This is a genomic window from Blastococcus sp. Marseille-P5729 (genome assembly GCF_900292035.1).
Classification (GTDB): Bacteria; Actinomycetota; Actinomycetes; order Mycobacteriales; family Antricoccaceae; genus Cumulibacter.
The window spans coordinates 467,311-491,163 of sequence record NZ_OMPO01000002.1 but is presented as its reverse complement, the minus strand read 5'-3'; the positions used below and the strand labels follow the sequence as shown (position 1 = coordinate 491,163).

Here is a 23,853-nt window from a genome sequence, read left to right as displayed (position 1 = left end):
TGGGCGGTAGCGGTGATATAGAGTCGAGTGCTGGCTCGCCTGACGTGCACGGGGGGGCAGGCAACCTCCGACAGCGCCACGGCGCTGCGGACCAAGACCAGGCAGTACTTTCTTGTGCCGGGCGCGCACGCGTCCAGCGCAGCAGCGCAGGAGGATGCGTGCTCAAGGCGTTTGGGTCGGCGATGAAGACGCCCGACCTCCGCAACAAGATTCTCTTCACGCTCGGCATAGTGGCGCTGTACCGCGTCGGCGCCCAGGTGCCCTCACCTGGCGTCCTGCTCGGCAACATAAAGCAGTGTGTCCAGCAGGCCACCGCCGGCGGCCAGGGAGACATCTACTCGCTGGTGAACCTGTTCTCCGGCGGGGCACTGCTGCAGCTGTCGATCTTCGCGCTCGGCATCATGCCGTACATCACCGCGAGCATCATCATCCAGCTGCTGACCGTCGTCATCCCGCGATTCGAGCTACTGAAGAAAGAAGGCCAGGCCGGCCAGGCCAAGCTGACGCAGTACACGCGGTACCTCACGATCGCGCTCGGTGTCCTGCAGGCCACCGGCATCGTCGCGCTGGCGCGCTCCGGGCAGCTGTTCCCCTGCGATCGCCCGATCCTGGCCGACGAGAACTCCATCTGGTCCTACGCCCTCCTGGTCATCACCATGACCGCCGGCACCGCGCTGATCATGTGGTTCGGCGAGCTGATCACCGAGAAGGGCATCGGCAACGGCATGTCGCTGCTGATGGCCACCTCGATCGCGGCCCGCATCCCCGCTGAGGGCGCGTCGATCGCCAGCCGCGGCCAGGTGATCCTGTGGTCGATGATCGCGCTGTCGCTGATCGTGATCGTGACCGTCGTCTTCGTCGAGCAGGCCCAGCGCCGGATCCCGGTCCAGTACGCCAAGAAGATGATCGGTCGCAAGATGTACGGCGGGACGTCGACCTACCTTCCGCTGAAGGTGAACCAGGCGGGCGTCATCCCGGTCATCTTCGCCTCGTCGCTGCTGTACATCCCGCAGCTGATCACCCAGCTGCAGGGCAACACACCGGCCGGCCCGATCCGGCGGTTCTTCGAGAACTACATCATCAACATGTCCAGTTGGGTGCACATCGTGCTGTACCTGCTGCTGATCGTGTTCTTCGCCTACTTCTATGTCGCGATCACCTTCAACCCGGAGGAGCGCGCGGACGAGATGAAGCGCTACGGCGGGTTCATCCCAGGCATCCGGCCGGGTCGACCCACTGCCGAATACCTCAACTACGTACTGTCTCGCATCACGCTGCCGGGCGCGTTGTACCTTGGTACCGTCGCGATTCTGCCCAACCTGCTGCTCAGTCTGACTGGGCCGGCGGGAGCCCAGAACTTCCCGTTCGGTGGTACGGCGGTGCTCATCCTGGTGGGTGTGGCGCTGGAGACCGTCAAGCAGATCGAGAGCCAGCTGCAGCAACGTAATTACGAAGGGTTCCTCCGCTGATGCGCATCGTTCTTCTTGGTCCTCCCGGCGCGGGCAAGGGCACGCAGGCCATCCTCCTCGCCGAGCGTCTCGGAGTCCCGCAGATCTCCACCGGTGACATCTTCCGCGCCAACGTGGGCGAGGGGACCGAGCTGGGCAAGATGGCCAAGAAGTACATGGACGCCGGAGAGCTCGTGCCCGACGAGGTGACCGTCGCGATGGTCGAGGACCGGCTCTCGCAGGCGGACGCCGTCCGCGGCTACCTGCTCGATGGCTTCCCGCGCACGCTCGCGCAGGCCGAGGCCCTCGACGGGCTGCTGGCGAAGGCCGAGAAGCCGCTGGACTGCGTGCTGGAGATCCGCGTCCCTGACGACCACATCGTCGATCGCCTGTCGAAGCGGGTCACCATGGTCGATGGCAAGCCCACCCAGCGCGATGACGACAAGCCGGAGACGGTGCGCCGCCGCCTGCAGGTGTACGCCGAGCAGACTGCGCCGCTGGTGGAGTTCTACGCCGGCCGTGGGACGCTGCGGAGCATCGACGGCGTGGGCGAGATCGACGAGGTCACCGGCCGCGCGCTCGAGGCTCTCGGCGTCAGCTAGCAATCGGTGAGCCTCCTCAGCAGGCTCGTCCGTCGCGCCCGCGGGAGGGCGATCCAGGTCAAGTCGCCGCAGCAGTTGACCGCGATGCGGGTGGCCGGACTACTGGTCGCGGACGCGCTGGACGCCGTCCGGGCAGAGGTGCGGCCCGGCGTCAGCACGGCACACCTGGACGCGGTGGCCGAGTCGGTGATCCGCGACGGCGGCGGAACGCCGTCCTTTCTCGGTTACCACGGCTTCACCGGCTCGATCTGCGCCTCGGTCAATGCCGAGGTCGTGCACGGCATCCCCCGCCCCGACAAGATCCTGCGGGACGGCGACCTGCTGTCGGTCGACTGCGGGGCGATCGTGGACGGCTGGCACGGCGACAGCGCGATCACCGTGCCCGTCGGGGAGATCGAGCACGCTCACGCCCAGCTGATCGAGGTCGCCGAGGACGCGATGTGGTGCGGTATCGCCGCCGGCGCGGCGGGGGCCAGGTTGAGCGACATCTCCCACGCGATCGAGTCCAGTGTCGAGAAGTGGGACCGTCGGCACGGACGCGAGTACGGCATCGTGGAGCAATACGGCGGCCACGGGATCGGGACCGAGATGCATCAGGATCCGCACATCCTGAACTACGGCACGCCGGGCAAGGGCCCGCGGCTCGAGGTGGGAATGGCGCTCGCGATCGAGCCGATACTCACGCTGGGAGCCGCGGGCACCCGAGAACTCGCGGATGGGTGGACCGTCGTCACCGCCGACGGGTCGGTGGCGGCCCACGTCGAGCACACCTACGCCGTGACCGAGAGCGGGCCCTGGGTGCTCACCGCCCGAGACGGTGGGCGGGCCGAGCTTGCCGCCCGGGGCCTGAGGATCAGCGCGCTCGGCGACTGAGGCACTGAGCCCGGCACTGACACCGGCTCGGCAGTGAAGAAGGTCACCGCTAAATCTCCGGATCTTGATCTCTCTATATTCTGCAGACAAACTTGACACCATCGTCAGGTCGGCCGCGTCTCCGGGCGCGGCGGGATGGAGGTATCAATGGTCAACAGGAAGCTCGCCGTCATCGGACTGGGTACCGCGCTCACGGTCGCGGTCACCGGCTGCTCGACCAAGGGCACGAACGAGGGCGGCGGCGGCGGCTCGGACGGCGTAAAGACCGACATCGGGGTCACCGATGACGAGATCACCCTGGGCGGGCTGACCGACGCCTCCGGCCCCTTCAAGACCGGCGGCGTGCTGGTCACCCACGGCAACGAGCTGTGGGCCAAGGAGGTCAACGACGATGGTGGGATCTGTGGGCGCCAGATCAAGCTCGACGTCCGGGATACCGGGTACAAGGCCGACCAGGCCATTCCGCTGTACGACACGCTGCAGAACGAGGCCGTCGGCCTGATCCAGATCATCGGCTCAGCGGTCTTTGCCGCGATCAAGCAGAAGATGATCAGCAGCAGCACCATGGGGTCCTCTCCGACGATCGCCTCGGACAACCTCGACAACGAGGTGATGGTCGGTGTCACCACCACCTTCGACATCGAAGCGATCAACGGCCTGGCGTGGATGGCGGAGCAGGGCATGATCAAGGACGGTGACAAGATCGGCGCGATCTACCTGCAGAACGAGGCCGGCCAGAACTCCTTCCACGGCGTCGAGGCATATGCCCAGAAGCACAACATCCAGGTCATCGGCGCTCCGGCGTCCCCGACAGACACCGACATGACCGCCACCGTCACGAAGTTCAAGGCCGAGGGCGTCAGCCTCATCTATATCGCCATGCCGCCTGCCGCGACGGCGTCCACCGCCGTGCAGATGCAGGGCCAGGGACTCAACGTTCCGCTGCTCGGATTCAACTCCGCCTTCCAGCCCAACATGCTTGAGGACGCCGGCGTCGTTGCCGCCATGCAGGAGAACTTCTACCTGCTGCCGCCCGGCCGCACCTGGGGCAGTGACAGCGAGGCCTCGACGAAACTCCGAGAGCAGTACGAGGCGTCCGGGATCCAGGACGACCCCGCACATTCCGTCGTCACGGGCTATCTCTCAGGGCTGGTGTGGGGCGCCATCCTGGAGCAGGCCTGCGAAGACGGCGATCTGACGCGCGCCGGCCTGCTGAAGGCGCGCAAGCAGGTCACCGAGCTCGACACCGGAGGGCTCACCCAGCCGCTGGACTACTCCGATCCCGGCGACTCACCGACCCGCGCGAACCTAATCGCGCAGATCGATCCCGACGCGCCCGGCGGCCTGAAGGAGGTCAGCGACTGGATCGAGTCCGACGAGGCGAAGGAGTACAAGCTCCCTCACCAGCAGTAGCCTCCGCGGATCCGATCGGGCCGGCGCGGTGCGGCGATCGCCGCACCGCGCCGGCCCGCCGTCTAGAGTCGAGGCCGTGGTTGACCAGAACACCGCGGCAATCGTGGCGATGGCGTGGGCTCGCACCTGTGGGCTGCCCGATGATGCGTTTGCGGCCGGCTCGGGACGCCTGTACGCGAGCACGGACGGCGACGCGATCACCGTCGTGCGGCTGCTCGGGCGAACCATCGTGCACGCCCCGCAATGGGCGCTGGAGATCGCCGAGTCGTACTCCGACGAGTCGCTGATCGAGACGCACGGGCTCCTCGCGCTCGCCCGGGAGCACCAGCCGCATGCGACCAGGGTCAGCTCGCTGATGTACGCCGATGACTACATCGCCGACGGCTCGCTGGAGCAGGCGCGCGTCACAGACGACGAGCAGGCGGTGCGCGACCTGCTCAGGCGGTGTGCGCCGGACGACGCCGACCTCGACGGGCTTCTTGCACACGAGTACCGTTTCGTCGTCCTCGACGAGGACGACGATCCCCAGGCCGCAGCGGCCTATTCGGCCCGTCAGGACATCCTCGCCGACCTGACCATGGTCGATGCCATCGACGCGCGCGGAAACGGATCGCTCCAGGTCGCTGCCGCGCTCGCGATGCACGACGCGCTCGACGCGGGACTGATCCCGCAGCTGCGGGTCGGCGTCGATGACAGCCACGACCTCGCGGATTCGCTCGGCTTCACCAGACTCGGCACACTCGCCACGGTGCTTGTGGGCGCCTAGGTGCCGGACGCGACGCGAAGGCAGCGGGACTGTGAGGTTGCCCGGTCTCGGCTGAGACAGGTCATTTGACCAGCCGTGTGCTGCTACTCACCGGTACTCCGGGACCTTGGTCCCTAGTGTTAACGTCGCGTGAAGGGTATTCCTAGACGATGTACGAATAGTGCTTGTTCAGATTCGGAGTCGTGCGGTGGACCCAGAGCTCATTCACCGGTGGCAGTTCGGCATCACCACCGTCTACCACTTCTTGTTCGTTCCCCTCACGATCGGCCTCGCGCCCCTCGTGGCCGGCCTGCAGACGGCGTACAACCGCACCGGCAAGGTGAAGTACCTGCAGGGCTCGAAGTTCTTCGGCAAGCTCTTCCTGATCAACTTCGCCATCGGCGTCGTCACCGGCATCGTGCAGGAGTTCCAGTTCGGCATGAACTGGTCGGAGTACTCCCGCCTGGTCGGTGACATCTTCGGTGCGCCACTGGCGATGGAAGCCCTGCTGGCCTTCTTCCTGGAGTCGACCTTCCTGGGCCTGTGGATCTTCGGCTGGGGCCGGCTCTCGCCGAAACTACACAACGCAACCATCTGGCTCGTGTCCATTGGCACGATGCTCTCGGCCTACTTCATCCTGGCCGCCAACTCATGGATGCAGAACCCCGTCGGCTACGAGCTGGACGATGGCGGCATGCCGCGGCTGAACGACATCGGCGCGGTGCTGGTGAACCCGGTGCAGCTCGTGACCTTCCCGCACGTGCTCACCGGCGCGGCGATGACCGGTGGCGCAGTGATGGCGGCGGTCAGCGCCTGGTATGTCATCCGCGGCAAGTACCTCGACGTCTTCCGCCCGACACTGAAGATCGGCGCCTGGTCGGTGCTGGTCGGCTTCATCGGAACCGTGATCAGCGGTGACCTGCAGGCCCGCGTCATGACCGACGTCCAGCCCATGAAGATGGCGGCCGCCGAGGCGCTCTACAACACCCAGGCTGGTGCCAGCTTCTCGATCTTCACGGTGGGCAGCCTCGACGGGTCCGAGGAGCTGTTCTCGATCCGCATCCCGAAGGTGCTGTCGTTCATGGCGACCGGCTCGTTCGACGGCGTCGTCCACGGCATCAACGAGCTGCAGGCCGAGTACGTCGAGCGGTGGGGCGAGCAGTTCAACCAGACCGACTTCGCGCCCAACATCCCGGTGACCTACTGGTCATTCCGCCTCATGATCGGCTTCGGTGCGATCGCCGCCCTGTGGGCGTTGTGGGCGCTGTGGACCAGCCGCAAGGGCAAGTCGTCCTCTAGCAAGTGGCTGATGTGGGGCGCCATCATCGCCCTGGTCTCGCCGTTCCTGGCCAACTCCTTCGGCTGGATCTTCACCGAGATGGGCCGTCAGCCGTGGGCCGTGTTCGGCCTGTTGCAGACCAAGGACGCCTACTCGACGTCCGTGTCAGCTGGCGAGGCGATCACCAGCCTCACGGCACTGACGCTCGTCTACGGCATCCTCGCGGTGGTCGACCTGAAGCTGATGATCAAGTACGCCAAGATCGGCCCACCCTCAGAAGAGGAGTCGATCGCGTCCCTCGAGCCCAAACCACTCATCCCGGGCATGGAGGACGAGGACGAGATCAGCATCGACGATCACGACCGCTACGACGACGCCGATGACGACGACGAGGACGCCGGCCGTCCGATGTCGTTCGCGTACTAACGGAAGCAGGGGACTGAACAATGACTCTCGTCGACTTCTGGTTCTACCTGATCGCCGTCCTGTGGATCGGCTACTTCTTCCTCGAAGGATTCGACTTCGGCGTGGGCATGCTGCTGCCGATCCTGAGCAAGGACGAGCGTGACCGCCGGGTCATCATCAACACCATCGGCCCGGTCTGGGACGGCAACGAGGTGTGGCTGCTCACCGCCGGCGGCGCGACCTTCGCCGCCTTCCCGCTCTGGTACGCCACCCTGTTCTCCGGATTCTTCTTGCCGCTGCTGCTGATCCTGCTCGCGCTCATCGTGCGCGGCGTCGCGTTCGAGTACCGCGGCAAGGGCGACCCCGACAGCAAGAGCTGGAAACGGGGCTGGGACATCTGCATCGGCATCGGCTCGTGGGTCCCGGCGATTCTGTGGGGCGTGGCGTTCGCGAACCTGGTCCGCGGCGTCCCGCTGGGGCTCAACGACAACGGCAACATCGACTACACCGGCGGGTTCTTCAACCTGCTGAACCCATACGCCCTGGTCGGTGGCCTCACCACGCTGCTGGTATTCCTGCTGCACGGCGCGGTGTTCCTCGCGCTGAAGACCGCCGGCAGCATGCAGCGCCGCGCGGAGGACATGGCCAAGAAGATCGGCTACGGCGCGCTCGCGGTCGGCGGCGTGTTCATCGTGTGGACCATCCTGGCCTACGGCAGCGTGGTCGCCACGATCCTGCTCCTGCTGGCCGCCGTCGCGCTGCTGGGCGCCCTGCTGATGATCCACGCGGGCCGTGAGGGCTGGGCGTTCGCGCTGCTCGGCGTCACCATCGCGACCTTCGTCGCCGGCCTGTTCGTCGCGCTCTACCCGAACGTCATGCCCGACATCAACGGCGAGCACGACCTGACTGCCGAGGCCGCGGCGTCCTCGTCGTACACCCTGACGGTGATGACCTGGGTCGCGGTGATCATGACCCCGATTGTGCTGGCCTACCAGGCCTGGACCTACTGGGTGTTCCGCAAGCGGATCACGCGCAAGAGCATCCCTGCCGACCGGCCGAAGACCGCCGTCGAGCAGACGCCCGAGGTCGCGCGCGACAATAACTAGGTGAAGCCTCTCGACCCTCGACTGCTCCGGTATGCGGCCGCCACTCGGCGGCTGATGGCCGGAGCAGTCGTCGTGGGCGTGGGTGCCGGCATCACTGCGGTGGGCTACGCGGCCACTCTTGCCCACGTGATCACCCAGACGATCCGCTACGAACGCCCCCTGCACCAGCTGTCCGGCGCCATCGCCCTGCTGGCGCTGTGGATCATCGCGCGGGTGGGCTTCGCCTGGGCGGGGGAGTTCTTCCCCCGCAAGCTCGCCGTCCGGCTGACCAGCCAGATGCGCCGCGCCATCCTGCAGCGAGTCGTCACCGAGGACCGGGGAGCGGCGGTACGCCGAAGTCCTGCTCACCTGATCGCGCTGGTCACCACCGGCGTGGCCGGACTCGAGGGGTACGCCGCCCGTTTCCTGCCGCAGCTGGTGATCGCCACGATCGTCCCTGCCGCGGTGGTGGCCTACGTCGGCTGGGTCGACCTGACCTCCGCGATCGTCGCGATCGTCACGCTGCCGCTGATCCCGCTGTTCATGGTCCTGATTGGGCTCTACACGCAGCAGCGCACCCGCCGTCAGTACCGCATGCTCGAGGTGCTGGCGCACCGGTTCGTGGACGTCGTGACCGGGCTGTCCACCCTCAAGGCGTACGGGCGCTCGCGGTCGCAGGGCGAGCTGATCGCCAAGGCCGACCGCAAGCACAAGAAGGCGACCATGAAGACCCTGCGGATCGCCTTCCTGTCGTCGTTCGCCCTCGAGCTGCTCGCCACCCTGTCCGTCGCGCTGGTCGCCGTGACCATGGGCCTGCGGCTGGCGCGCGGCATGATCGATCTCGAGCCCGCATTGACGGTCCTGCTGGTGATCCCCGAGGCCTACCTCGCGCTGCGCGCGGTCGGCACCCAGTTCCACGCCAGCGTCGACGGCCTCACCGCCGCCGAGCGGGCGTTCGAGATCCTCGACGAGCCGGTGCCCGCCCCTGGCGCGCAGGCCGCGCCGTCCGCTGCGCCCCGGCTGCAGCTACGCGGCGTCCGCGTCGACTTCGGTGGCGACCGGCACGCCGTGACCTTGCCCGAGCTCGATGCCCCGGGCGGGCAGATCACGCTGTTGCGCGGGCCGTCGGGATCGGGCAAGACGACCGTGCTCAACGTGCTCGCTGGGGTGATCACGCCGTCCGACGGCGAGGTGCGCGTCGACGGACTTCCGCTGCGCGAGATCGACCCCGAGCAGTGGGCAGCCGGTGTGGCGTACGTCGGCCAGTCGCCCTATCTGCTGGGCGGGACGGTCGCCGACAACGTGCGGGTGCTCGCGCCGGACGCCGGGGACGACGTGGTCGCCGACGCGCTGCACGCGGCCTGCCTGGATGAGGTGGTCGCCGCGCTGCCGCACGGCATGCAGACGGTGCTCGGGGACGACGCCGCGGACTGGTCCCAGGGCCAGCGGCAGCGGCTGGCCATCGCGCGCGCCATCGCGGGCGGGGCCCAGACGGTGCTGCTCGACGAGCCGACGTCCGCGCTGGATCCCGGCACCGAACGCGAGCTGCTGGAGCGGATGACCCGCTGGCTCGCCGGTCGCACGGTGGTCATCGCCAGCCACCGCGCTCTCGTCGCGCAGTACGCCGCTCATGTCGTTGAGATGGTGCCGGTCGATGCGTAGACCCGAGCTCCGCCTGCTGAAGCTGGTCGACATCCCCCGCGGCCGGCTGGCCGGCGCCATCCTGCTCGCCGCGCTGGCCAGCGGCGCCAGCGTCGCGCTGCTGGGCACGTCTGCCTGGCTCATCATGCGTGCCTCCTTCCAGCCGCCGCTGCTGTGGCTCATGGTCGCGGTCACCGGCGTCCGGTTCTTCGGCACCAGTCGCGGGGTCTTCCGGTATGCCGAGCGGATCGTCTCGCACGATGCGGCCTTCGACGCGCTGGGCTCACTGCGCCAGAAGGTTTACGCCAAGCTCGAGCGGCTCGCGCCGATCGGGCCGATGTGGCGCAAGGGCGACCTGCTCGATCGATTGATCGCGGACGTCGACGCGCTCGCCGACCTGGTGACCCGGGTGATCCTGCCGATCGTCTCCACCGCGCTGGTGCTCGCAGGCGCGGTCATCGCGGCCACCCTGATCCTGCCTGCGGCCGGGGGCGTGCTGCTGCTCATGGTCGTCCTCGCCGCGCTGGTCGGACCGCTGCTGGTGCTGCGCGGCGACGAACGTGACGAGGCAGCGCTGCGTGTCGTGCGCTCGCGCCGCGCCGCGCTCGCCTCCGAGACGGTCCTCGCGGCCAGCGACCCCGGGCTACGGGTGGCGCGCAGCGCCTGGCTCGACGACCTCGATGCGCTGGACGCCGAGGAGGAGCGCCTCGGCGCCCGAGCCGCGCGCCGGGCCGGAATCGCCTCGGGGCTGAGCATGCTCGCGCTGGCCGGGGGAGTGATCGCCATCGTCGCCCTGGCCGCGCAGGCGGCCCAGGCTGGCGACATCACGCACGAGGCCGCCGCGGTCGCGATCATGCTGCCGCTTGGCCTGATCGAGCTGGCGGCGCTGATCGAGCCGGCCGTCGCCTCGCTGCTCGGCGTCCGCGCCAGCGCCCGGCGGCTGGTCGAGGTGCTTGACACGCCCGAGCCGGCGCGGGCGCCCGGCGGCGGCCGTACGCTGCCCACCTCGCCGTGGCCGATCGAGCTTGACGATGCCGCCATCACCTGGCCGGACGCCGCTCGCCCCGCAGTCCGCGACGTCACTCTCCGCCTCCAGCCGGGGAGCTCACTGGCGATCGTCGGCCCGTCGGGCTCGGGCAAGTCGACGATCATCGCCGCCCTCATGGGCTATGCGCGGCTGACCGGTGGAAGCTACCGGGTGGGCGGCGTCCCGGCGTCCGAGATCGACCCCGACGAGCTGCGCGCGCTGTTCGCGTGGTGCGACCAGCAGGCGCACCTGTTCGACACGACGGTGGCCGAGAACCTACGACTGGCCAAGGGCGACGCGACGGACGGCGAGATCCGCGAAGCCTTGCGGCGCGCGCGGCTCGGCGACTGGGTCGACGCGCTGCCCCGCGGCATCGACACGAGGGTTGGTCAGTTCGGCGTCCTGGTCTCCGGCGGGCAGCGACAGCGCATCGCACTCGCGCGGGCGCTGCTGGCCGACCGGCCGGTGCTGCTCGTCGACGAGCCGACCGCGGGGCTCGACCGGGACACCGCCCAGACCCTGCTGCGGGACCTCACCGAGGTGGCGGCCGACCGCGCCCTCGTGCTGGTCACCCACGATCTTGAGGGACTGCAGCGCTTCGACTCGGTGCTCGACCTGAGCGCGCGGCCCCACCACCGAGCACCGGATGCGATGGGTTCCACCACGCTAAGCGGCTGAGAGCGGGGTCAAACCCACCGCATCCGGCCGGGGGTCAGTGGTGGAGGGCGCCCTCGACCTCGTCCCGAAGGGCTGCGATGGCAGCGGTGCGGCTGGTGACTCCGAGCTTGGTGAAGATCCGGGTCATGTAGTTCTTGACCGTCTTCTCCGCGAGCCCGAGCTGCTCGGCGATCTCCCTGTTCGACAGCCCATCGGTCAGTCCCGCGAGCACGAGCGACTCCTGGGCGGTGAGCCGGGCGACCGACGTGAGGTGGGTGTGCTGGCACCCGCAGTCGCCGTCCGCGCAGGAGACCGTGTCCGAGGCCGGGCGGGACTGGTCGACGATGGTCAGCAAACGGCCCGGCGGCGACGTCTCCGGAAGCGTTGTGAACCGCCCGCAGGCCGGGGGAGCCACCGCCTCGTCACGGCACAGGCAGATGACGCGCGCACGGCCGGACCGCTTCGCCAGCGCGCAAAACCGCCGGTTGGTCTCCACCGGGTCCCGCTGATCGGGCGAGACGACGATGACGTCGACCTCACGACTGGCCAGGACGGCGTACGCCGATTCCAGGGATCCGGCCTGCAGCACCTCGTCGGTGAGCGCGTTGGTCTCGAGGATGCTGGCCAGCCCGGCCCGCATCAGCGGGCGGTCGTCCACGACGAGGACGCGCAGGTTCTCGATCCGGTTCTCCGATCGGGGCTGCGTCGCGGTCATGGGCACCTCCTGGCCGTCCGTCAGTGTAGCCGCCGCGGCGCTCAGGGCGGCCGGCTTCGTCGCCGGCCGACCGGTCAGGCCGCCGCCCGGCAGCTCCCGCCGAGCCCGAGCTGCGCGAGCGCCTCGGCGGTCTCAGCATTCGGCGGCAGTGGCAGGACGCCGCCGGGTGGTGGTGTCCCGGCCGGTGGGTCGTGCGGGAGCGGGCTGATCTCCGGCCGGCTGCCGACCAATCCGGCGAGGTCGAGCAACCCGGTCCCGGCGTCGGTGTGCAGCGCCCCCGTGGCCGCCCACGCGACGCGCTGCAGCAGCACCGGATTGAATCGACGATCTTCAATGCGATCAAGGACGGCGCCCAGGACCACCCCGGACCAGCTGGTCCGGTCGCCGGCGCCGTCCGAGCTCGGCTGCCAGCTGCCCTCCACGCGCCGCTCGGCGGACCGGGAGCGCACGAGGGCCAGCGCCTGGGACCCGTCGAGGCGCTGTCGCCCAGCGTGGGGCAGGTCGAGGCCGGCCAAGGGGTCGCGCATCGGGTACTGAATCGTCACCTCGACACCGCCGAGGGCATCGACGATCTCGACGAATCCGTCGAAGTGCAGGCCCACGAGATGATCGGCCGGAATGCCTAGGCTGGTGCACAGGGTGTCGACTAGCTGCTGCGGGCCGTCCTGAAGCGTCATTCCGACGCGCATCGGGTACCCGTCGCTGGAGACCAGCAGATCCCGGGGAATCGACACCGCGGCGCTATGACCGTCGCGGACGGTGAGCACCACGAGCAGATCGGCGCGCTCACCGGGCACCTGCTCGCTCGTGCCGAACTCGGCGGGGACGGCTCCCGGGGGCGTGGCATCCCGGCTATCGGATCCGAACAGCACCCACGTCTCGACGTCGTCATCGACGTCCGGTAGGCGCACCTCGATGGTCGCGATGCGTGCGTTCAGGACGGCAGTGTCGACGCCGAGCGCGAGCACCAGCAGTGCCGCCACGAGCAGTACGGCTCGTGCTCCCCGGTGCTGCGGGAGCAGCCGCCGCGGCCTCACCAGCGCGCCGGCGGGCTCACGTCGACGAGGCTGCTCGGCGACGCCCGGCGTACACCGCGCCCAGCCCCCCGAGCAGCAGTCCGCCGGCGATGAGACCGGCATCGTCCAGCGGGCTGCCCGTCGTGGAGAGGTCGTCCCCCGGTTGATCGGGCACGCTGCTCGCGGCCGGCGCGTTGGGCTCGGCAGGGTCGTCCACCGCGGTTCCGGCCAGGTCGTCTCCGGCAACCCCGCCGGCGGTCGAGGAACCGGGCGAACGATCAAGCTCGGCGCCGGCCGGTGGCGCCGATCCGCCGCCTACGCTGACGGTCACGGTGGCGGCTGGGTAGGTGAGGGTGCTCCCGTACAGGTCGCAACTGGCCGCGACGGTGTAGCTGGCCGCGGCGTTCGGGGCGGTATACTGCGCGGCCCAGCCGCCGTTCGCGTCGATGTCGGTGACCTCGTCGGTGAGCGTGGTGCCGTCGGGGTTCTGCAGCGTGACGATCACGACTCCCGGTGTGCCGCCGGTGCCGACGCAGCCGGCACCGGTCAGCAGGATCTCGCCGTCCGGAACAACCGTGGCGGGAGACACGACGAGCGGGGGCAAGGACGCCGGCGGGGCGGCGTACGCGGCGCCACCGAACAACAGCGCGGCCACGGCGCCTGCCAGCGCGACGGGTGCGAGCTTCATGCGCGGCACTGCTGCAGGACCTCATTCCATCGGGTACGAACCAGCGTCGGGTCACGAAATGGTCACGACGCGGTATTGACCCTAGCAAAGGCCGCTGACGATCGATGCCGATCAGCGACCCCCATGGGCCCGGCAACCCGCGGGTACGGCGAGCCGTGCGGACGCGGATCGGGCTGCGGATGCGGCTCAGGCCGACCTGATCGAGGTGCCGCCGGTCCTCAGAGCTCGGCGGCGATCAGCAGGCCGGCCTTCGCCACGTTCGTGAAATCGCGCGGCCGGCCCTGCGCGTCGTGCACCGAGTCCAGCGGCATCCACTCGACGTGGTCGGTCGAGGAGTCCTGCTCGATGATCTGCAGCGAGTCGAGCTCGACGCCCTCCAGCGCGTCGACGACGTAGATGATGCCGACGCCCTGGAAGTCCTCGAGCAGTCCGGCGCGGTTGCGTCCGATCACATGCAGGCTGGTCACCCGGCCGATCGAGCGCACCCGCACCCGTATCGAGGTCTCCTCGTAGACCTCGCGGACGACGGCGTCGTCCGGATGCTCACCGTGGTCGATGCCGCCCCCCGGCAGCGTCCACATGCCGGCGCCGTAGTCCCATGGCGAGATGCGGGTCATCAGGATCTCACGCTGCTGCCGGTCGTCGCGGACCAGGACGCCGTATGCGCCGATCCGCTGGCGCAGCGTGGGCACCTCGCCCTCGCGCGGCTCGTGGAAGGCGTCGATCGGCGGCGGCACAGCGATACTGTAGCGCTGCCGGTACGCAGCCGCGGCGCCAGGAGTTGACGTAGGAGTCAGGTCGTGTGCGAGGATGCCGGGGGCATTCCGAAGGAGGCTGACCCCATGGCCGTAGACACCAGAGCAGATCGTCAGACCCAAGCCGCCCAGCTCGCCGAGGAGGTGCGCGAGTTCCTCGCCGCGCACGACCCCGCCAGCACCGACCCGGTGGAGTTCCACCGGGCCCGATATGACGCCGGGCTGGCGTGGGTGCACTTCCCGGAGGGGCTCGGAGGGAAGGGCCTCGACCGCTCGCTGCAGGCCGACGTCAACGATGCGTTCGCCGCCGCGGGCGCGCCGGACAACAAGTCCGCGATCAACGTCATCGGCCTCGGCATGGCCGCGCCGACGATCCTGGCATACGCCGACCGCGAGACCCAGGAGCGGCTGCTGCGTCCGCTGTACACCGGCGAGGAGGTGTGGTGCCAGATGTTCTCCGAGCCCGGCGCCGGCTCGGACCTGGCCGGCCTCGCCACCTCCGCCGTCAAGCAGGAGAACGGCGACTGGGTGGTCAACGGCCAGAAGGTCTGGACCTCCCTCGCACATCACGCCGACTACGCCATCCTCGTGACCCGCAGTGACCCGAACGCCGTCAAGCACCGCGGCATGACCTACTTCTACGTCAAGATGGACACCCCGGGCATCGACGTCCGCCCGCTGCGCCAGATCACCGGCAAAGCCGAGTTCAACGAGATCTTCCTGGATGACGTCGTCATCCCCGACAGCCAGCGCCTCGGCGAGGTCGGCCAGGGCTGGTCGGTCGCGCAGACCACGCTGATGAACGAGCGGGTCGCGATCGGCGGCCGGGTCGCCCACCGCGGCACCGGCGCGATCGGCGAGGCCGTGCACACCTGGGAGGGCGCGAGCGAGCACGACCCGGCACTACGCGACGAGCTGCTCGCCTCGTGGGTCGAGGCAGAGGCGCTGCGCCTGGCCCAGATCCGGCTCGGCCAGCAGCTCGCCGCCGGCGCGCCGGGACCGGAGGGCTCGGCCGTGAAGCTCGGGCTGACCACGCTCACCCAGCGGCTGACCGGCCTCGAGCTGGAGATGCAGGGCGAGGAGGGCCTGCGCTACGGGGACTACTCGATGGGGCGCCCGGACGTCGGGGCCCGTGGCATGCAGCCGCCGGGCTTCCGCTACCTGCGCTGGAAGGGACTGTCCATCGAGGGCGGCACCTCGGAGATCATGCGCAACATCATCAGCGAGCGGGTGCTCGGCATGCCGCCGGAGTACCGCGTCGACAAGGACGTTCCCTGGAAGGACCTGCCCCGATGACCACCACCGAAGCCGTCGTCGGCAGCCAGTTCTCACTGATCGACACCGAGGACGAGCAGGAGCTCGCCAGCACCCTGCGCGGGCTGCTGGCCAAGCGCGCCGCCTGGCAGGACGTCCTGGCCCGCACCGAGGCCGAGGACACCACCGATCGCGCGCTGTGGAAGCAGATCGCCGTGGAGCTGGGCCTGGCCGGGCTCGCCGTCCCCGAGGACCTCGGGGGAGCCGGGGCCAGCTGGCGCGAGGTCGGCGCGGTGATGACCGAGCTGGGGCGCGCGACCGCGCCCGTGCCGTACCTCGGCAGCGCCGTCCTCGCCACCGCCGCGCTGCTGCACGCCGGCGACACCAAGCTGGTCGGCGAGCTCGCCGCGGGGGAGAAGATCGGTGCGCTGGTCGTGCCGTTCGCCGCCTCGCCCACTGTTGCCTTCACCCCGACGGTCTCGGTGTCGGAGGGGCGCCTGACCGGCACCGTGCCGGTCGTGGCCGACGCGCTCGCCGCCGACGTCCTGATCGTCCCGGCGGACGACGGGCTGTACGCCGTCGCGGCGTCCGAGGCCACCATCACCCCGGCGGTCTCGCTCGACATGACCCGCCAGCTCGCCGACATTGCGCTCGACGGCGCGCAGGGCACCTCGGTCGGCGGGGACGCCGCGGGCGCCGTCCGGCACGCCCTCACGGTGGGGGCGGCGATGCTCTCGTGCGAGATGCTCGGCGTCGCACAGAACGCCCTCGACACCGCCGTGTCCTACATGAAGCAGCGCTACCAGTTCGGCCGGCTGATCGCCTCCTACCAGGCGCTCAAGCACCGGATGGCCGACGTGTACGTGGGCGTGTCCCAGCTGCAGGCTGCTGCCAAGTACGCCGCGGCGTGCGCCGGCGCGGACGACCCCGACCTGCCGGTGGCGGCCGCGGTGGCCAAGGCGCACGCGTCGGTCAGCGCCGTCCACGCTGCTCAGGAGTGTCTGCAGATGCACGGCGGCCAGGGCATGACCTGGGAGAACCCCTCACACCTGATGCTCAAGCGGGCCAAGGCCGACTCGTTGGCCCTCGGCCGCGCCGACGCCCACCGCACCTGGCTCGGAGAGCTGATCGAGCTTCCGCAGTAGCCCCCAGCCACTGACCACTGAGCCATCGGCGGACCATCAGACGGCGCCGATGGCTCAGTCTCGTGCTGCGGCGCAGCGTGAGCGAATCTGGGTGTAGCCCTGTTCGAGCCTGTCGTACTGGAGCTGGTATGCGCCTTTGGCCAGATCGTCCGCGATGGCGTGGAGAGATTCGTCGTCCTCTTCGATTGCCGCAGCCTTGACGAGCGGCTGCAGAGCGGTGAGCTTCCAGTACTCCGGATCCTCCAGGAGATCCCCGCCCTCGAAACGGTCGACGACGTCGTCCGGTATGGACTCGGCAACCTGGCAGGCATGGTCCAGGGCGGAGGAGGCTTCGTGCCGGCCGGTGAACAGCGCGAGCACCAGGCCAATCAACGCTGCAGTGAGCAGCACGATGAGTGCGGCTATCGCGATCACGGGCCCGCGCCCGGAGCGAGCACGCGCGGATCCCTCGTGTGCTGGCGGTCGTGGCGGCAAGCGATGAATGGCAGGCTCCGGCGGGGTCGGGTTGTGCGGGGACAGTATCATCGCCTGCCAGTCGTAACAGACGGCACCCATCGAAATCGCGGATGGCGACACGCCCGGGTGCGTGACCGAGGTCGCTTCCTGCGCCCTTTGTGATAATTCGCGCGCTGCCGTAAAGTGGTTCGTTGGCGTGCGCTAGTTCTGTACCCATCCGCTGTGGCCGCGGACCCAGAGCATCCCTCAGCACGCCGACGCACGAAACGGTACGCCCATCCAGGGTGCTGCCGACGCATGCAGACGATGGTTAGAGGTTATGGCGAAAAAAGACGGCGCAATCGAGGTCGAAGGCAAGGTTGTCGAGCCCCTGCCCAACGCGATGTTCCGCGTTGAGCTGGAGAACGGGCACCTGGTTCTGGCCCACATCTCGGGCAAGATGCGCCAGCACTACATCCGCATCCTCCCGGAGGATCGCGTGGTCGTGGAGCTCTCGCCGTACGACCTGACCCGTGGTCGGATCGTCTACCGCTACAAGTAGCCGGCGAACCGCCGCTCGAACACCTCAGTCGAACAACTCCGTAAGGGCATCACGTGAAGGTCAACCCCAGCGTCAAGAAGATCTGCGACAAGTGCAAGGTCATTCGTCGCCACGGCCGCGTCATGGTGATCTGCGACAACCTGCGCCACAAGCAGCGCCAGGGCTAGCAGGACGGCGCGACCGCCCGAGGCGTACGCCGACGGCACCAGCACCACCACAAGGAAATAGGATCTACCGACTCCCCTCGGGGGAGACCCCCGGTTTTACGAGGCCGGGGCCGGGCTGTGGCTGGCCCGGGAGGCAGGTCCACACCTCGTAACAACACCGGGCCACGAGCCCACAAGGAGCCACGAGCACATGGCACGCATCTCCGGCGTCGACCTCCCGCGCGAGAAGCGCACGGTCATCGCCCTGACCTACATCTTCGGTGTCGGCCGTACGTCGTCCGAGCAGGCGCTCGCGGCGACCGGCGTCGACGGCAGCACCCGCGTCAAGGACCTCACCGACGAGGACCTCATCAAGCTGCGCGAGTACATCGACAACAACCTCAAGGTCGAAGGTGACCTGCGCCGCGAGGTGCAGGCCGACATCCGCCGCAAGATGGAGATCGGTTGCTACCAGGGCATCCGGCACCGTCGCGGCCTTCCCGTCCACGGACAGCGCACCCGCACCAACGCGCGCACCCGCAAGGGCCCGAAGAAGACGATCTCGGGCAAGAAGAAGAAGTAACAGCTTCTCTCACCTCATCGACCAAGCTCACCCTTAGAACTCTGGAGTAGAAGGCCACATGCCTCCAAAAGCACGCGCGGGCGTCAAGAAGGTCCGTCGTAAGGAAAAGAAGAACATCGCCGTGGGTCAGGCCCACATCAAGAGCACCTTCAACAACACGATCGTGTCGATCACCGATCCGACCGGTGCGGTCATCTCATGGGCCTCGGCCGGCCACGTCGGCTTCAAGGGCTCGCGCAAGTCGACCCCATTCGCCGCGCAGATGGCAGCCGAGAACGCTGCCCGCAAGGCGCAGGAGCACGGCATGAAGAAGGTCGACGTGTTCGTCAAGGGCCCGGGCTCGGGCCGCGAGACCGCGATCCGGTCGCTCACCGCCGCCGGCCTCGAGGTCGGCACCATCTCCGATGTGACCCCGCAGGCGCACAACGGCTGCCGTCCGAAGAAGCGTCGTCGCGTCTAACGCGGGAAGGTAATCAGGTACAGAACATGGCACGTTACACAGGCCCCGCAACCCGCATCTCGCGTCGACTGGGCGTCGATCTGATCGGCGGCGACCAGTCCTTCGAGCGTCGTCCCTACCCACCGGGCCAGCACGGCCGCATCCGCATCAAGGAAAGCGAATACCGCCTCCAGATGCAGGAGAAGCAGAAGGCGAAGTACTCCTACGGCGTCCTGGAGAAGCAGTTCCGCCGCTACTACGAGGAGGCGGTCCGCCGTCAGGGCAAGACCGGTGACAACCTGCTGCAGATCCTCGAGTCTCGGCTCGACAACGTCATCTACCGCGCGGGCATCGCGCGTACCCGCCGCCAGGCGCGCCAGCTGGTCTCGCACGCGCACTTCACGGTGAACGGCCAGAAGGTCAACATCCCGAGCTACCGCGTGTCCCAGTACGACATCATCGAGGTTAAGCCGAAGTCGCTGTCGACCACGCCGTTCGAGATCGCCAAGGCCACTCAGGGTGAGCGCCCGGTGCCGGCCTGGCTGCACGTCAACCCGAACACGCTGCAGGTTCTCGTGCACCAGCTCCCCGAGCGCGCACAGATCGAGATCCCCGTGCAGGAACAACTCATCGTCGAGCTCTACTCGAAGTAGTCATTCACCTCGGTGCGGCCCCGGGCCTGCCGCATGCCTCTCCCGGGGCGCGCACCGCGCTGATCGTCATATAGCGGGCGATCGCCAGAAAGGAAAACTCTGTGCTCATCTCGCAGCGTCCTACCGTCACCGAAGAGCGCGTCGACGACCTCCGCTCGAAGTTCATCATCGAACCGCTCGAGCCCGGCTTCGGCTACACCCTCGGCAACTCCCTGCGCCGCACCCTCCTGTCCTCGATCCCCGGTGCTGCCATCACCAGCATCAAGATCGACGGCGTCCTCCACGAGTTCCAGACCGTCCCGGGCCTGAAGGAGGACGTCACCGAGCTGATCCTCAACCTCAAGGAGCTCGTCGTCTCCTCCGAGGAGGACGAGCCGGTCACCATCGTCCTGCGCAAGCAGGGCCCCGGCGAGGTTACCGCCGGCGACATCGCCGCGCCGGCGGGCGTCACCGTGCACAACCCCGACCTGCGCATCGGCACCCTCAACAAGAAGGGCACGCTCGAGATCGAGCTGACCGTCGAGCGTGGCCGCGGCTACGTGCCGGCCCCGCAGAACAAGCAGCAGGGCCAGGAGATCGGCCGCATCCCGGTCGACTCGATCTACTCCCCGGTCATGAAGGTCAGCTACAACGTCGAGGCCACCCGCGTCGAGCAGCGCACCGACTTCGATCGTCTCGTGGTGGACGTCGAGACCAAGCCGTCGATCACCCCGCGTGATGCGATCGCCTCGGCCGGGCGCACCCTTGTCGAGCTGTTCGGTCTGTTCCATGAGCTCAACGTCGAGGCCGAGGGCATCGAGGTCGGACCGTCGCCGTCCGAGGCCGCCGACCTCGCCTCGTACACGATGCCGATCGAGGACATGGACCTCACCGTGCGCTCGTTCAACTGCCTCAAGCGCGAGGGCATCCACACCGTCGGCGAGCTGGTCTCGCGGAGCGAGGCCGACCTGCTCGACATCCGCAACTTCGGCCAGAAGTCGATCGACGAGGTCAAGCTCAAGCTGCACGGCATGGGGCTGGGCCTGAAGGACTCCTCGCCGTTCGATCCCTCGCAGATCAGCGGGATCTACGACGACGAGTTCGACACCGGCTTCTCCGACGCCGGCGCCGGCGAGGCTGACTACGCCGAGACCGAAGAGCTCTAGCTCGACCGCGGTACGCCGCACCCACCACTTCTCACCGCAGTAACCGACAGGAGCACCGATCATGCCCACGCCCACCAAGGGCACCCGTTTCGGCGGCAGTCCATCGCACCAGAAGCTGATGCTGGCCAACCTTGCGACCTCGCTGTTCGAGCACGGCCGGATCACCACCACCGAGGCCAAGGCCAAGCGTCTGCGTCCGCTCGCAGAGCGACTGATCACCTTCGCCCGCCGTGGCGACCTGCACGCCCGCCGCATCGTGATGTCGACGATCCGCGACAAGGACGTCGTCCACCACCTGTTCGCCGAGATCGGCCCGCGCTACATCGACCGTCCGGGTGGCTACACCCGGATCATCAAGGTCGGTCCCCGCAAGGGCGACAACGCGCCGATGGCGATCATCGAGCTGGTCGAGGAGGCCTCGGCGACGACCAAGGTCGTGCGCGAGGCCGAGGCCGCACGCGGATCGAAGTTCGAGAAGGACCAGCCCAAGCCAGCCGCCTCGGACGACGCCAAGGACGACGAGGCAGCGCAGGACGACGCCGCCGAGGCGGAGGCGCAGGAGGAGGCCGTCGAGGCCGAGGCTGGCGCCGCCGAGGACGTCGCCAAGGCAGAGGCAGCCGACGACGCAGCGCTCGACGCGGCGGCCAGCAAGCCGGCGCAGGGTGGACCCGCCGCAGAGGTAAACACCCGGGATGCCCTCTAGCAACCCCCGCCAGGAGCCCGTCACCCATGAGGGTGGCGGGCTCCTGCCGCATCCGCCGCAGGTACGCCTGCGGCTGGAGATCGCCTATGACGGCACCGACTTCTCAGGCTGGGCACCTCAGCCCGACCGTCGTACCGTCTGCGGAATCCTGCAGACCACGCTGCGGATGATCCTGCGCCGCCCGGTACGACTCGTCGTCGCCGGGCGCACCGACGCTGGTGTCCACGCCAGCGGGCAGGTCGCTCACCTGGACTTGCCCGCCGAGCTGTTTGCGAGCCACGAGCGCTTGCTGCTGCGGCGGCTGGCCGGCCTGCTGCCGCCGGACGTCCGCGTGACCGGCATCAGCGAGGCGCCCCCAGACTTCGATGCCCGGTTCTCCGGGCTCTCGCGCAGCTATGCCTACCGGATCAGCGACCGGGAATGGGGCGTCGACCCGCTGCGCCGGCAGGACGTCGTCCACTGGCCCCGCCCGTTGGACACCGCGCTCATGCAGGCCGCCTCCGAGCAGCTGCGGGGGTTGCACGACTTCGCGGCGTACTGCAAGAGGCGTGCGGACGCAACGACGATCCGCACGCTGCTGCGCCTGGACTGGGGCCGCGAGCGCGACGGCGTGATCCGTGCTGACGTCCAGGCTGATGCCTTCTGCCATTCGATGGTGCGCTCGCTGGTCGGCGCGCTGGTCGCGGTCGGGGAGGGACGCAAGCCCGTCGACTGGCCGGCAGGACTGCTGGCGCGGCAGGAGCGCTCGAGCGAGATCGCGGTCGCGCCGGCCAAGGGGCTCACTCTGGTCGCGGTCGAGTACCCCCCGGACGACCAGCTGGCCGCCCGCAATCGCGTCACCCGCAATCGCCGCGACCAGGAATGACCGGTCCGCGGATCCGTCGGCGCACCCCTGCCATCGAAGGGGCAACAGCCCCTGACGCGGAGGTAGCGCGATGAACCAGCCCAACCCGCCCTATGGTCCCCAGCAGCCGGCCCCCTACGGTCACGGTCCCGGCCAGCCAGATCCCTACGGTCAGCAGTACGAGGTCTCCTATCCCACAGGCCCGAGCTACGGACCGCAGTACGGCGGTCAGCCGGGCCCCCAGCCCGGGCCGTACGGCGGCCAACCAGGGCCCGGGGGATACGGCCCACCGCCGCAGCGCTCGAAGCTGCCGATCTGGATCGCGACCGGCCTCGTGGTCGCCCTGGCTGCCGGCCTCGGGCTATTCTTCCTGCTGCGCGATGACGACTCGGGCAATGGGACGGAGGCCGGCTCCTCGACGACGGTCAGCGCCCCAGGCCCCGAGGAGGTCACCATGTCGTTCTTCGAGGCGGTGGACGCCATGGACGAGGAAGGCATGAAGGACAACGCCCGGGGCGAGGTCGAGGACGACATCGACGACATCATGGACGGCGGGGCCCAGGACCTGGGCGTGACCTTCAGCGAGGGCAACGCCACCGATTCGGCAACCAAGGCGGTCGACGACGTCGAGCTGGCGGTCGTGATCTGGGAGCTCGACGAGCTGCCCGACGACATTCCCGCCGACCAGGGCGAGTTGGCAGTGGCCCTGCTGGACGATGGTGACGGTTTCCGGGTTTGCCAGATCGACGCGCCGTACGAGCCGGACGCGAAGGAGGTCTTGGAGGACTTCGAGATGAGCTACGAGGACGTCTGCGCCTACACGGGCTGACCTGCTGCAGCGCGGGTGCCGCCCGCCTCTAGGCTGAGCTCATGAGTATTCACATCGGGGCTGAGCCCGGTCAGATCGCGCCCTACGTCCTCATGCCCGGTGACCCACTGCGGGCGAAGTGGATCGCCGAGAACTACCTCGAAGACGCCAAGCAGTACACCGATGTGCGCAACATGCTGGGCTACACCGGGATCTACAAGGGCATGGAGATATCGGCCCAAGGCTCCGGCATGGGACTGCCGTCGTTCTCGATCTACTGCACCGAGCTGTTCAAGGACTACGACGTGCAGTCGGTCGTCCGCGTTGGGTCGGCCGGCGCGATGCAGGAGCGGGTGAAGATCCGCGACGTCATCCTGGCGCAGGCTGCCTGCACCGACTCCAACATCAACCGGCTGCGCTTCGAGGGTGTCGACTTCGCCCCGATCGCGGACTTCGAGCTGTTGCAGGCGGCCTACGCCGTCGGCGACGAGCGAGGCATGCCGATGCACGTCGGCAACATCATCTCCTCGGACTCCTTCTACAACGACCGCGCCGAGCTGGTCAGCCGCACCGGGGAGTACGGCGTCCTCGCGGTGGAGATGGAGGCGGCGGCGCTGTACACGCTTGCAGCGAAATTCCAGCGCAAGGGCCTGGCGATCGTCACCGTCTCCGATCACCTGCTGACCGGCGAGGAGACCAGCTCGCAGGAACGCCAGGAGTCCTTCGGAGACATGGTGGAGATGGCGCTAGAGTCGATTGCCGCTGTCCACGGAATCTAGTGATCTAG

General features: G+C 68.6%; 25 protein-coding genes and 1 pseudogene. 21 read left to right on the top strand and 5 right to left on the bottom strand.

What is annotated here, in order from left to right; all coding sequences use genetic code 11:
* Positions 1-158 precede the first annotated feature (158 nt).
* From secY to cydC, 9 genes are all read left to right on the top strand, one after another.
* The gene (gene secY, locus DAA40_RS10820) at positions 159-1,469 is read left to right on the top strand and encodes a preprotein translocase subunit SecY (protein WP_106849730.1); all 1,311 of its coding nucleotides are present in this window, start codon (positions 159-161) and stop codon (positions 1,467-1,469) included.
* Positions 1,469-2,050, top strand: coding sequence for an adenylate kinase (locus DAA40_RS10815; protein WP_106849729.1), 582 nt, complete (start codon positions 1,469-1,471; stop codon positions 2,048-2,050). Before secY ends, DAA40_RS10815 begins: the two co-directional genes overlap by 1 nt.
* 6 nt (positions 2,051-2,056) lie before the next feature.
* Positions 2,057-2,923: a type I methionyl aminopeptidase gene (map, locus tag DAA40_RS10810; RefSeq protein ID WP_234356341.1), complete on the top strand. Its 867-nt coding sequence runs from the start codon at positions 2,057-2,059 to the stop codon at positions 2,921-2,923.
* 147 nt (positions 2,924-3,070) lie between these two features.
* The gene (locus tag DAA40_RS10805; RefSeq protein ID WP_158716384.1) at positions 3,071-4,336 is read left to right on the top strand and encodes an ABC transporter substrate-binding protein; all 1,266 of its coding nucleotides are present in this window, start codon (positions 3,071-3,073) and stop codon (positions 4,334-4,336) included.
* Between the two features lie 76 nt (positions 4,337-4,412).
* Positions 4,413-5,102 (top strand): hypothetical protein, encoded by a 690-nt coding sequence (locus DAA40_RS10800; RefSeq protein WP_106849727.1) that lies wholly within the window; start codon positions 4,413-4,415, stop codon positions 5,100-5,102.
* Between the two features lie 187 nt (positions 5,103-5,289).
* Positions 5,290-6,786, top strand: coding sequence for a cytochrome ubiquinol oxidase subunit I (locus tag DAA40_RS10795; protein WP_106849726.1), 1,497 nt, complete (start codon positions 5,290-5,292; stop codon positions 6,784-6,786).
* A 20-nt stretch (positions 6,787-6,806) separates the two neighbouring features.
* Entirely contained in the window at positions 6,807-7,871 is a 1,065-nt protein-coding gene (cydB, locus tag DAA40_RS10790; protein WP_106849725.1) for a cytochrome d ubiquinol oxidase subunit II, read from the top strand.
* Complete coding sequence (cydD, locus tag DAA40_RS10785) at positions 7,872-9,512, top strand: thiol reductant ABC exporter subunit CydD (RefSeq protein WP_106849724.1); 1,641 nt, start codon at positions 7,872-7,874, stop codon at positions 9,510-9,512.
* Positions 9,505-11,196: a thiol reductant ABC exporter subunit CydC gene (gene cydC, locus DAA40_RS10780; RefSeq protein ID WP_158716383.1), complete on the top strand. Its 1,692-nt coding sequence runs from the start codon at positions 9,505-9,507 to the stop codon at positions 11,194-11,196. Before cydD ends, cydC begins: the two co-directional genes overlap by 8 nt.
* A gap of 34 nt (positions 11,197-11,230) precedes the next feature.
* On the opposite strand, the gene DAA40_RS10775 is transcribed toward cydC, so the two are convergent.
* The 4 genes from DAA40_RS10775 to DAA40_RS10760 form a co-directional block, all read right to left on the bottom strand.
* Positions 11,231-11,890, bottom strand: a complete 660-nt coding sequence (locus DAA40_RS10775; RefSeq protein WP_106849722.1) for a response regulator transcription factor — start codon at positions 11,888-11,890, stop codon at positions 11,231-11,233.
* A 74-nt stretch (positions 11,891-11,964) separates the two neighbouring features.
* Positions 11,965-12,873, bottom strand: coding sequence for an LCP family protein (locus DAA40_RS10770; protein WP_158716382.1), 909 nt, complete (start codon positions 12,871-12,873; stop codon positions 11,965-11,967).
* A 70-nt stretch (positions 12,874-12,943) separates the two neighbouring features.
* Complete coding sequence (locus tag DAA40_RS10765) at positions 12,944-13,594, bottom strand: hypothetical protein (protein ID WP_106849720.1); 651 nt, start codon at positions 13,592-13,594, stop codon at positions 12,944-12,946.
* Positions 13,595-13,812: 218 nt separating this feature from the next.
* The gene (locus tag DAA40_RS10760) at positions 13,813-14,331 is read right to left on the bottom strand and encodes an NUDIX hydrolase (RefSeq protein ID WP_158716381.1); all 519 of its coding nucleotides are present in this window, start codon (positions 14,329-14,331) and stop codon (positions 13,813-13,815) included.
* A 105-nt stretch (positions 14,332-14,436) separates the two neighbouring features.
* On the opposite strand from DAA40_RS10760, the gene DAA40_RS10755 reads away from it, so the two are divergent.
* Positions 14,437-15,645 carry an acyl-CoA dehydrogenase family protein gene (locus DAA40_RS10755; protein WP_106849719.1) on the top strand — a complete coding sequence of 403 codons (1,209 nt, stop codon included), beginning with the start codon at positions 14,437-14,439 and terminating at the stop codon, positions 15,643-15,645.
* Positions 15,642-16,748 carry an acyl-CoA dehydrogenase family protein gene (locus DAA40_RS10750; RefSeq protein ID WP_106849718.1) on the top strand — a complete coding sequence of 369 codons (1,107 nt, stop codon included), beginning with the start codon at positions 15,642-15,644 and terminating at the stop codon, positions 16,746-16,748. Before DAA40_RS10755 ends, DAA40_RS10750 begins: the two co-directional genes overlap by 4 nt.
* 54 nt (positions 16,749-16,802) lie before the next feature.
* Here the strand turns inward: DAA40_RS10750 and DAA40_RS10745 are convergent, their stop codons facing one another.
* Positions 16,803-17,162 (bottom strand): hypothetical protein, encoded by a 360-nt coding sequence (locus DAA40_RS10745; RefSeq protein WP_106849717.1) that lies wholly within the window; start codon positions 17,160-17,162, stop codon positions 16,803-16,805.
* A gap of 361 nt (positions 17,163-17,523) precedes the next feature.
* Here DAA40_RS10745 and infA point away from each other — a divergent pair, with 361 nt between their 5' ends.
* The 10 genes and pseudogenes from infA (at position 17,524) to deoD (ending at position 23,845) form a co-directional block, all read left to right on the top strand.
* Positions 17,524-17,745, top strand: a complete 222-nt coding sequence (gene infA / locus DAA40_RS10740; RefSeq protein ID WP_106351127.1) for a translation initiation factor IF-1 — start codon at positions 17,524-17,526, stop codon at positions 17,743-17,745.
* A gap of 53 nt (positions 17,746-17,798) precedes the next feature.
* Complete coding sequence (rpmJ, locus tag DAA40_RS10735) at positions 17,799-17,912, top strand: 50S ribosomal protein L36 (RefSeq protein ID WP_106849716.1); 114 nt, start codon at positions 17,799-17,801, stop codon at positions 17,910-17,912.
* Positions 17,913-18,102: 190 nt separating this feature from the next.
* The gene (gene rpsM, locus DAA40_RS10730) at positions 18,103-18,474 is read left to right on the top strand and encodes a 30S ribosomal protein S13 (RefSeq protein ID WP_106849715.1); all 372 of its coding nucleotides are present in this window, start codon (positions 18,103-18,105) and stop codon (positions 18,472-18,474) included.
* A gap of 58 nt (positions 18,475-18,532) precedes the next feature.
* Positions 18,533-18,934, top strand: a complete 402-nt coding sequence (rpsK, locus tag DAA40_RS10725) for a 30S ribosomal protein S11 (protein ID WP_106849714.1) — start codon at positions 18,533-18,535, stop codon at positions 18,932-18,934.
* A gap of 26 nt (positions 18,935-18,960) precedes the next feature.
* Positions 18,961-19,566 (top strand): 30S ribosomal protein S4, encoded by a 606-nt coding sequence (gene rpsD, locus DAA40_RS10720; protein WP_106849713.1) that lies wholly within the window; start codon positions 18,961-18,963, stop codon positions 19,564-19,566.
* 101 nt (positions 19,567-19,667) lie between these two features.
* Positions 19,668-20,711, top strand: a complete 1,044-nt coding sequence (locus DAA40_RS10715; RefSeq protein ID WP_106849712.1) for a DNA-directed RNA polymerase subunit alpha — start codon at positions 19,668-19,670, stop codon at positions 20,709-20,711.
* Between the two features lie 61 nt (positions 20,712-20,772).
* Positions 20,773-21,120 (top strand): annotated as a pseudogene (rplQ, locus tag DAA40_RS17045) (50S ribosomal protein L17); the annotation flags it as partial.
* Between the two features lie 283 nt (positions 21,121-21,403).
* On the top strand, positions 21,404-22,279 hold the full coding sequence (gene truA, locus DAA40_RS10705; RefSeq protein ID WP_106849710.1) for a tRNA pseudouridine(38-40) synthase TruA: 876 nt from the start codon (positions 21,404-21,406) through the stop codon (positions 22,277-22,279).
* A gap of 70 nt (positions 22,280-22,349) precedes the next feature.
* Entirely contained in the window at positions 22,350-23,087 is a 738-nt protein-coding gene (locus DAA40_RS10700; protein ID WP_106849709.1) for a hypothetical protein, read from the top strand.
* Positions 23,088-23,128: 41 nt separating this feature from the next.
* Positions 23,129-23,845: a purine-nucleoside phosphorylase gene (gene deoD / locus DAA40_RS10695; protein WP_106849708.1), complete on the top strand. Its 717-nt coding sequence runs from the start codon at positions 23,129-23,131 to the stop codon at positions 23,843-23,845.
* The last annotated feature ends 8 nt before the right edge of the window (positions 23,846-23,853 follow it).